Below are 9200 nucleotides of genomic sequence, written 5' to 3' on the forward strand. Positions count from 1 at the left end.
GTGAGACAGCTGTTATTTCTCTTAAGTCTATTTTCCTCGTTTGCTATTGCAGGCTCACCGGAGCTCGCGTCTGAGCCCGAAGTAAATATCAATAGCAGAATGGGGCAGGAGCGATACCAAACTCATTGTCAGGCCTGTCATGGTGAGAATCGTTTGGGTGCAATGGGCCCGGCTTTACTTCCTGGGAACCTCAAGCGCTTGAGAAAAAATAAAGCGCTAGATGTCATTAAAAATGGCCGCGTAGCGACGCAAATGCCAGCATTTATGAGTACGCTTAATGACGCGGAAATCGAAGCTTTGGGTGATCTGATCTATACGCCTTTGAAAGAGATGCCGAAGTGGGATTTGAGTGATATTAATCAGTCTCAAAAAGTCTTTTTCAAGCCTGGCGACTTAGGTGAAAAGCCGGTTTTTGAAGCCGATATGATGAACTTGTTCATTGTCGTTGAGCTAGGTGATCATCATGCAACGGTTTTGAATGGTGATACATTTGAGCCTATCCATCGTTTTAAAACCCACTTTGCCTTACATGGTGGGCCAAAGTATTCACCTGATGGTCGCTTTGTTTACTTTGCTTCACGTGATGGCTGGGTGAGCAAGTTTGATATCTATAATCTAAAGATTGTTTCTGAAGTCAGGGTGGGGATTAATACACGTAACCTCGCTGTATCGAGTGACGGCCGCTATGCCATGGCGGCGAATTACCTTCCGAATAACTTGGTGATCCTGGATACCAAAGATCTGTCTCCCATTAAGGTGATTGATGTTAAGGATAAGGATGGTAATACGTCGCGCGTCAGTGCTGTCTACAATGCACCGCCAAGAAATAGCTTTATTGCTGCCTTAAAAGATATAAAAGAGGTTTGGGAAATAAACTATGAAGACAAACCTCCTGCCGGTTTCGTTGGTTGGGAGCATAGCTATCACAAAGAAGCGGGGGACGTTGTTACACCTGAACCTTTCCCGATTCGAAAGGCCAAAGTGTCAGCCTATCTAGATGACTTCTTTTTTAACCAGGACTATAGCTTACTCTTCGGTGCCTCACGTGAAGGCGAGGGGATTATCGTCTCGCTAGATGCCCGCAAAGAAATTGGTGAGCTAGATGTCCCGGGTATGCCGCACTTGGGGTCAGGGATTACTTGGGATTATCAAGGCAAAGAAGTGATGGCAACGCCGAACCTAAAGGACGGAAAGGTCAGCATTATCGATATGGATAACTGGCAGACAATTAAGCATATCGAAACAAAAGGGCCAGGCTTTTTTATGCGTAGCCATGAGAAGACACCTTATGCCTGGGTCGATGTTTTCTTTGGACCAAACAAAGACCTTATGCACGTTATCGATAAATCGACATTGGAGATTGTTAAAACACTGCAGCCTATTCCCGGCAAGACGGCGGCTCATATTGAATTCACCAAAGATGGTCGCTATGCCCTGATGAGTATTTGGGATATGGACGGTGCGTTGATTGTCTATGATGCGCAAACGCTTGAGGAAGTGAAACGCTTGCCGATGACGAAGCCTTCGGGGAAGTATAATGTCTTTAATAAAACCACTTACTCCCGTGGCACGAGTCATTAACATGATACTTTAAAGGGCGATGGGCATGAGATTCAGATCTTTAATATTAGGCAGTATTGCAACCATTGTGATCCTGCTAAGTGCTCAGCTCGCCTATGTATTAATTGCCTCTTATATCGGTCAAGCTGCTTCAAACTCCACATTAATTGGTGAACACAAAGACCTGATGTGGTTCTTTCTCAGCATATGCTCATATGCGCTAAGCTTCTTTTTGGGTGGTTTTATTACATCCTTAACGGAGAGCGGTGCGCCCGTGCTGAATGCCGTAACGGTAGGGTTTATCGTCGCCATGTTATCAATGCTTAGTGTTGGCGACCTTAGTGTGCTTAATACTCGGGCATTGATCATGGTGTTCTTCGGCGTCGCATTCGCCTTTCTTGGCGGCGTTTGGGGCGCGGGAGTCTTTGCTAGAAAGCTAGTCTGATTCTTTTCCGTTTGCTGTTCACAACCTGTAACCCCCTAGCTTTGCTTATAGGGTTACACCCCCCTCTCTATTTTTGTCTAGTACTAGCCTGCCAACGAGCCGGAGAGGGTGTAGCCAACAGGTTGGTTGAGGCTATGGTTCTGACCCGATTGAAGCTGTGTGGCTTGTTTAAGCCTTTCTAATTCTCTGTTGTCATTTTAACTCACGGGTGTCATTTAGACTTCTTTAAAGTGTTGTCATAATGAAGGTTTATCAGAAAAATAACAATAAAAACAATGATCTATATCCTGGTACGGTATTTGTAATAGCTAAGTCGTGAGCTTGTTTTTCTGTCCCAATAATTGAATGTCAGAAAAGCATATCAAGGAGGAGGGTTCACATTACAAGTGGGGTGACCGTCAAGGGTATACCGGGTTTTCAAAGGCTCGGTAGCCGTTACTAAAAGCGGCGCAAGAGATAAAAACAGGAGGCAAACATGGCTGATAACTTTACCAAAGGAATGGCCCGAAATATTTATTATGGTGGTGGGGTGTTCTTCTTCCTGCTGCTTGTCGGGCTGACCTTTGACACAATGCGGATATTGCCGGAGCGAGATCATCGGGAAAATATTACCGAAGCTGTCGTGAAGGGCAAAGAAATATGGGAAAAGAACAATTGTATCGGTTGTCACAGTTTGATGGGGGAAGGGGCTTACTTTGCACCTGAACTTGCAAATGTATTTGATCGATATGGTGCCGGTGATGAGGCGGTATTTGAAAGCTTCATGCAAAACTGGATGGCGATTCAGCCATTAAATGTTCCAGGTCGCCGTCAAATGCCTCAGTTCCATTTATCAGAAGAGGACGTACATAACGTTTCTCAATTCCTGATCTGGACCTCGCGCATTGATGACAATGACTGGCCACCGAATAAGCAAGGTTAGGGAGTTGCTATGAAATACGAATCGCAGAGTGTTGCAAAAAACTATTTTATTTTCGCCATGGTTCTGTTCGCAGGTCAGGCGGTATTCGGGCTCATTATGGGTCTTCAATATATCGTTGGTGACTTTCTAGCAGGTGCTATTCCGTTTAACGTTGCACGTATGGTGCACACGAACTTGCTCATCGTTTGGCTATTATTTGGCTTTATGGGAGCAACTTACTACCTTGTCCCAGAAGAGAGTCAAACTGAACTGTATAGCCCCTTGCTTGCCAAAATCCTGTTTTGGGTGTTTGCCGCAGCCGGCGTTGCGACCATTCTAGGTTATTTGCTAGTGCCTTATAGCACCTTGGCAGATATTACTTTTAATGAACTCTTACCGACCATGGGGCGAGAATTCCTTGAACAACCGACGATTACTAAAATTGGTATTGTCATCGTTTGTCTCGGGTTCATCTTCAATGTAGGTATGACCATCCTTAAGGGCCGTAAAACAGTTATCAATATGGTATTGATTACAGGTCTGATTGGTTTGGCTGTGTTCTTTTTATTCTCTTTCTATAACCCAGGTAATTTGGTTCTTGATAAGTTCTTCTGGTGGTGGGTTGTTCACCTATGGGTTGAAGGTGTTTGGGAATTGATCATGGGTGCTATTTTGGCTTATACCTTGATCAAAGTGACTGGCGTTGACCGTGAGATAATAGAGAAGTGGTTGTATGTGATTATTGCTTTAGCACTGATTACCGGCCTGATAGGAATGGGGCACCACTACTTCTGGATCGGCCCGGGTGAGTACTGGTTGTGGCTGGGTTCTATCTTCTCAGCGCTTGAACCAATTCCTTTCTTCATGATGGTTGTGTTCGCATTCAAGATGGTTCGTGAACGTCGTCATGAGCATGGCAACCAGATAGCATTGACTTGGGCTTTAGGTACTTCGGTAATGGCGTTCTTGGGCGCAGGTGTATGGGGCTTCATTCATACGCTAGCACCGGTGAACTATTTTACACACGGTTCGCAGATTACTGCAGCTCACGGACATCTAGCATTCTTTGGGGCTTACTCAATGATTGTGATGACGATAATGTCCTATTCAATGCCAATTATGCGTGGTCGCCCTCACGGCAACTGTGAAAGAGCACAGAGATTGGAGCGTATGTCGTTCTGGACAATGTGTATCGCAATGTGCGGTATTACCTTGGCCTTAACCGTGGCGGGCGTCTGGCAGATTATTCTCCAGCGTTTACCAGATGACGCAAATGCTCTGAGCTTTATGGCAACTCAAGAACAACTTCATCCTGTCTTCTGGGTACGTTTGTTCTTCGGTGTGATGTTCACTACAGGTGTAGGCATGTTCTTCGCAAGCTTCTTTGTTGGCGATAAGCAAGGTCTAGTTATCCCTGAGGGTGAGCAAAGAGCAGCTTCATAAGTGAAGTGCAAGTTGGCTGAACTTAGGAATAAGCTTAGCCAACTATATTAACCCCACTTAGGTGCAGTTAGATAAAAGGGCTGCACCTTATTCCATAACCATAATCTATGATGTTTAATCAGGTGTTAGATGGAAGAGTTAGTTGGTGAATTTTGGCATCGATTTGTTACGCGACAAGCTTCAACTGAGTTTGAAGATGCGCGCGTAGATTTAGTCGAATTGAGTGCTCAGTTAGCACCCTTTTACCGTGCTCTCGGCGGAAGCCCAGGCAAAGTGATAGAAGGTGCAATGGGACGCGAGCTGAAATTTCGTCGTAGACTGATTCAACGTATGGCGGGGACGCATAAGCGAAGTGAATTGGCATGGCAGGATGAACGTAGTCTGCGTTTGCCAACATCACATGCCTTATTTGAAGACAAAGCTTTAAACGAAGATTTATATTTCTGGTTGACGGCCTTGGCCGCTCAACTACCGAAAGTGACGCACTGGTTTACCGATAACCAGCAAGCGACGCTAGAGATCCTAAAGTCAAAACCGGGGTTAAGAGAGCGGTATTTCCGCCTTGTCGACGCGGTTTTGCCTTTGCGACCTCCTTTGGAAAAATTACAGGGTGAAAGACTTGATCGCGAGCTTGCGATACATCAAGCACTAAAAGACCCAGGGAGCGTCGAAACACTCCCGAAAGCGCCGGGCGACCCTTTCCCGATTAGCCTATGGCTCTACCCAGAACCGATTCATGGGGTTAGTGTTGCACCGATTGAAGAAGATGAAGAAGAGCTGCCAGCTGAAAGCAGCGGTGCCCAGACTGAGAAAGTTCGTGGCCCGCGTAAAGATGCTCAGCGCACCGATGATGCCAAGAAGACCGATGGCTTATTAATCTTTATGCTCGATAGCTTATTCAGCTGGACGGAGCATGTTGATCTAGACAGACCTCAGGAAGAGGATGTAGACGATGATGCCAGTTCCGTTGCAGAAGATCTGGATATTATTACGCTTTCTCGTAAGCGCCGGGCTGGCGCAGCTAAGATCAAGTTCGACCTGGATTTACCCGCCCCGCATAACGATGATTTAGCCATTGGTGATGGCATACGCCTTCGTGAATGGGATTACAGAAAGTCTGTCTATATTGAAGACTTTTGTTTATTGCAGCCCATGCTAGCGGATGACGCCGAGCCAAGTGGCGTTCCTGGTCACTTAACTAAAACTGCAAACCAGCTCAGGCATCGATTCAGCGCTTTGAAATTTCAACAGCATTGGCTTCGCCGTCAGCCTTTAGGTAGCGAGCTGGATCTGGATGCCTGTATCGAATCTATTGTTGAGCCTGATACTAATACAGGCAATGACAACTTTTATAAGCACCGTAAAGAAAGCCAACGAGATATTTCCTGCTTGTTATTAGCGGATTTATCTATGTCGACTGATTCGGGAATCAACTCAAATCAGCGTGTGATAGATATTATTCGAGATAGTATCACCTTGTTTGCCGAAGCCTTGAGCAGTGCAGGGGACCCTTTTGCAATCTATGGATTTTCCTCCATCAAGAACAAACAAGTTCGATATAACCTGTTAAAAAACTTCTCTGAACCTTATGGCGATGCCGCACGTGGCCGAATTCTTGAAATCAAGCCGGGATTTTATACGCGAATGGGCGCAGGTATTCGTCAATCAACTGAAGTGTTAAAAACACAAGCAACTCAAAAGCGCCTCATGTTGATTGTTTCAGACGGCAAGCCAAATGATATTGATCACTACGAAGGCCGTTACGGAGTAGAGGATACTCGTAAGGCGGTTCAGGAGGCCAAGCAGCAGGGCTTGCAACCATTTTGTATTACCATCGATGAAGATGGAAACGATTATTTACCTTACCTTTTTGGTGATCATGGTTATGCAGTGATTAGTGATACTGCGCGTTTACCTGCATTGCTGCCAAAAATTTACTTGAACCTTACAGGTCTATCGTAAGACGACAAGGGTCAAGCTTTTTAAATGGAGAAAGACATGCCAACGAATTATCTAGCGCAGGGAAATGAAGTTGTTATCTTCGAGCACGCCGCCAACAATAATTTGCCGGTTTTGATTAAGGGACCTACAGGTTGTGGTAAAACCCGATTTGTTGAGCACATGGCCAAGAAACTTGATCGGCCTTTATACACGATTGCCTGTCATGATGATCTAAGCGCAACAGACTTGGTAGGTCGACACTTAATTGGCAAAGACGGAACCTATTGGCAGGATGGCCCGCTTACCAGGGCGGTGCGAGAAGGCGGTATTTGTTATTTAGATGAAGTCATTGAAGCACGGAAAGATACTACGGTTGTGCTTCACCCATTGTCTGACCACCGTCGCGTTTTACCTGTAGAGCGTACGGGCGAAGAAATTATTGCTCATCCTGACTTTATGTTGGTGATCTCTTATAACCCTGGCTACCAGAACGTAATGAAGGGGCTGAAGCCAAGTACCCGCCAACGCTTTGTTGCGATGGAGTTTGAATACCCCTTGGCAGAACGGGAAACGGTAATCATCTGTCAGGAATCCAATATCGACAAAGATACAGCCAAGAAGCTGGTTAGCCTGGGTGGGGATTTACGTCGCCTAAAAGACTATGACTTGGAAGAAGCGGCTTCGACCAGGCTGCTGATTTATACTGCGAAGATGATTAAGTCAGGGTTGGATGCTCGCGAGGCGTGTTTATCGTGCTTGGCTCAACCTTTAACCGACGAGACCGAAACTCTGGCTGCCATTGAACGCTTGGTCATGACCTATTTCTAGGGCACTAGCGAAAATAAACCTATGAGCATTGAGCAGGAAGTAAGTGCAGGGAAACATGTTCCCGGTGATATCGCTATATGGGTTCTGGTCTTTGCAGAGTTATTTGAATTTGGCTTGTTCTTTATCCTCTATATCGTTGCCAAAGTTCATAACCCGGAGCTATTCAAAACCGGCCCCTTAAGTCTTAATACCAGCGCCGGTATTTTAAATACCTTTATTTTACTGACGAGTAGTTACTTTATTGCCCGTTCAGTAAGAGCGATTCGCCTTGATAAAGCGCAAGAGAGCCGACGTTGGATATGGCTAACCTTAGCGTGCGCAGTGGGATACTGCCTAGTGAAAGCTTGGGAGTATAAATTTAATGAGCTTAACGGCATTGGAGTCGAAACTAATCTCTACTTTAGCGTTTATTACTACCTGACCTTCAATCATCTGCTGCATGTGTTTTTTGGGATGGCTGGTTTGCTGTGGGTACTAACCAGGTCTTACTTTGGGGCGTATTCTGCTAAGCAATATGCGGGTTTGGAGGCAGGTGCGTGTTACTGGCACATGGTTGATTTAGCCTGGATTATTATTTTTCCACTGATCTATGTGATGAGATAGCGATGATTCTACCTCTACCAAGCAAAAGGCACTTACTGCGAATTTGGCTGGCTTTACTGGCTTTGACCTTACTAAGCGTATTGACTGCTGAAACAGCGGACTTCGGTCAAATATCAGTGGTAATTGTCTGTGTTATTGTCACATTAAAAGGGCGGTTGGTGATCGATGAGTTCATTGGTTTGCGTCATGCACACCCGAAAATCAGGAAGGTCATGCTGGGGTACTTTTACTTGATCCCTACTTTAATTGTTTTGGGAGTGATATTTCCGGGAGTGATCATTTCACTCACCTCCTTAAACTAGTCTTTAAGTAAAGAGAGCTTTAATGACTAAAGTCTGTATAAATTCAGAGCCAGAAAAGTCATCGTCCCTACCGGGCGACTTTGCCATTTGGATTTTTATCCTTGCAGAGCTGGGCGTATTTTCTATCTTGTTCATCGCCTATGCCTTTGCTCGAGTATTCAACCTGGAGATGTTCGCTGAGGGGCATCAACACCTTAACCAGCTAGCAGGCATGATTAATACGATTGCCTTAATCACAAGTAGCTATTTTGTCGTCAGGGCTGTTATTGCAATTAAAGAAGGCAAGTCAAAAGTCTGCTCTAGATGGATTAACTGGGCACTCCTTGCTGCCTTAGTCTATGTAGGCGTGAAGATGTGGGAATATACCGAGACCATCGGTGCAGGATATTCTTTGCATACCAATACCTTCTACATGTTTTACTTTTTGCTGACCTTCTTCCACTTCGCCCATGTGCTCTTAGGTATGGTGATTCTGATTGTGGTATCGAAGAAGGCGAAAAACGGAGACTATAGCTCAGAAGATCACACGGGTGTAGAGACCGGTGCTTCATACTGGCATATGGTGGATTTGCTTTGGATTATTTTATTCCCACTCGTTTATGTGATTCATTAAGGAGTCAGAATCAATGAATGACATTAAAAGGGTAACGCTGGTATGGGGAGTGCTGACGCTTATTACGATCCTCGCCTCTTTGATTGGTAGTTCAGAACAAACAGGTGCATGGATAGTTTTGGGCTCTATTCTTATGTTGATATTAAAAGGACAGCTAGTCGTCGATCACTTTATGGGGATGCGTGAAGTAATCAAACAATGGCGCTTGATTATGTCAGCGTACTGCATAGTGATCGGAGCGTTTGTCTTTTTAGCGTATTGTCTGAGTATATTTTTATAGTGAAAGAGCCCCTTGGTGCTCTTTCACTACTCTACTGCTCTGTTTCACAATAATGCGCACATAGTTTCTTGAATAAGGGTAGTGATAACAAGCCCAAACCGCCTAGCGCATACATAGACATCGCTAAGTATTTGGTAAAGTTGTCGCCATCCAGTCCAACAACGGCTGCAAAGATGATCATTAGCGTCGATACAATGATTATAAATTTACTCATAATGTCCTCCTTGTCTCTCGGAAGCTTAAGAGAGCAATTGGCTCTACTTTCTCATTAAATAGTTTCTATA

At 45.0% G+C, this 9200-nt stretch carries 11 protein-coding genes; 10 read left to right on the forward strand and 1 reads right to left on the reverse strand.

What is annotated here, in order from left to right:
* The 10 genes from A3763_RS06400 (at position 1) to A3763_RS06445 (ending at position 8916) form a co-directional block, all read left to right on the forward strand.
* Positions 1–1581, forward strand: a complete 1581-nt coding sequence (locus A3763_RS06400; protein WP_231872122.1) for a cytochrome D1 domain-containing protein — start codon at positions 1–3, stop codon at positions 1579–1581.
* A 25-nt stretch (positions 1582–1606) separates the two neighbouring features.
* Positions 1607–2005: a hypothetical protein gene (locus tag A3763_RS06405; RefSeq protein ID WP_068634274.1), complete on the forward strand. Its 399-nt coding sequence runs from the start codon at positions 1607–1609 to the stop codon at positions 2003–2005.
* Positions 2006–2480: 475 nt separating this feature from the next.
* Positions 2481–2927: a cytochrome c gene (locus tag A3763_RS06410; protein WP_068506849.1), complete on the forward strand. Its 447-nt coding sequence runs from the start codon at positions 2481–2483 to the stop codon at positions 2925–2927.
* Between the two features lie 9 nt (positions 2928–2936).
* Positions 2937–4349: a cbb3-type cytochrome c oxidase subunit I gene (locus A3763_RS06415; protein ID WP_068514304.1), complete on the forward strand. Its 1413-nt coding sequence runs from the start codon at positions 2937–2939 to the stop codon at positions 4347–4349.
* Positions 4350–4478: 129 nt separating this feature from the next.
* Entirely contained in the window at positions 4479–6311 is a 1833-nt protein-coding gene (locus tag A3763_RS06420; protein WP_068514308.1) for a nitric oxide reductase activation protein NorD, read from the forward strand.
* 36 nt (positions 6312–6347) lie between these two features.
* Positions 6348–7118, forward strand: coding sequence for a CbbQ/NirQ/NorQ/GpvN family protein (locus tag A3763_RS06425; protein ID WP_231872123.1), 771 nt, complete (start codon positions 6348–6350; stop codon positions 7116–7118).
* Between the two features lie 21 nt (positions 7119–7139).
* The gene (locus A3763_RS06430) at positions 7140–7721 is read left to right on the forward strand and encodes a cytochrome c oxidase subunit 3 family protein (protein ID WP_068514311.1); all 582 of its coding nucleotides are present in this window, start codon (positions 7140–7142) and stop codon (positions 7719–7721) included.
* Positions 7722–7723: 2 nt separating this feature from the next.
* On the forward strand, positions 7724–8023 hold the full coding sequence (locus A3763_RS06435) for a cytochrome C oxidase subunit IV family protein (RefSeq protein ID WP_068514314.1): 300 nt from the start codon (positions 7724–7726) through the stop codon (positions 8021–8023).
* 22 nt (positions 8024–8045) lie between these two features.
* On the forward strand, positions 8046–8636 hold the full coding sequence (locus A3763_RS06440; protein ID WP_068634276.1) for a cytochrome c oxidase subunit 3 family protein: 591 nt from the start codon (positions 8046–8048) through the stop codon (positions 8634–8636).
* A gap of 13 nt (positions 8637–8649) precedes the next feature.
* Positions 8650–8916: a cytochrome C oxidase subunit IV family protein gene (locus tag A3763_RS06445; protein ID WP_068634277.1), complete on the forward strand. Its 267-nt coding sequence runs from the start codon at positions 8650–8652 to the stop codon at positions 8914–8916.
* A 31-nt stretch (positions 8917–8947) separates the two neighbouring features.
* Here the strand turns inward: A3763_RS06445 and A3763_RS06450 are convergent, their stop codons facing one another.
* Positions 8948–9130, reverse strand: coding sequence for a hypothetical protein (locus A3763_RS06450; protein WP_068634278.1), 183 nt, complete (start codon positions 9128–9130; stop codon positions 8948–8950).
* Between the last annotated feature and the right edge of the window lie 70 nt (positions 9131–9200).

The organism is Oleiphilus sp. HI0128 (genome assembly GCF_001635365.1).

Excerpts from the sequence above, each read along its gene's own strand:
- A3763_RS06440 (WP_068634276.1), top strand. The coding sequence starts at position 8,046 with ATGACTAAAGTCTGTATAAATTCAGAGCCAGAAAAGTCATCGTCCCTA.
- A3763_RS06405 (WP_068634274.1), top strand. The coding sequence starts at position 1,607 with ATGAGATTCAGATCTTTAATATTAGGCAGTATTGCAACCATTGTGATC.
- A3763_RS06415 (WP_068514304.1), top strand. The coding sequence starts at position 2,937 with ATGAAATACGAATCGCAGAGTGTTGCAAAAAACTATTTTATTTTCGCC.
- A3763_RS06450 (WP_068634278.1), bottom strand. The coding sequence starts at position 9,130 with ATGAGTAAATTTATAATCATTGTATCGACGCTAATGATCATCTTTGCA.
- A3763_RS06410 (WP_068506849.1), top strand. The coding sequence starts at position 2,481 with ATGGCTGATAACTTTACCAAAGGAATGGCCCGAAATATTTATTATGGT.
- A3763_RS06430 (WP_068514311.1), top strand. The coding sequence starts at position 7,140 with ATGAGCATTGAGCAGGAAGTAAGTGCAGGGAAACATGTTCCCGGTGAT.
- A3763_RS06445 (WP_068634277.1), top strand. The coding sequence starts at position 8,650 with ATGAATGACATTAAAAGGGTAACGCTGGTATGGGGAGTGCTGACGCTT.
- A3763_RS06425 (WP_231872123.1), top strand. The coding sequence starts at position 6,348 with ATGCCAACGAATTATCTAGCGCAGGGAAATGAAGTTGTTATCTTCGAG.
- A3763_RS06420 (WP_068514308.1), top strand. The coding sequence starts at position 4,479 with ATGGAAGAGTTAGTTGGTGAATTTTGGCATCGATTTGTTACGCGACAA.
- A3763_RS06435 (WP_068514314.1), top strand. The coding sequence starts at position 7,724 with ATGATTCTACCTCTACCAAGCAAAAGGCACTTACTGCGAATTTGGCTG.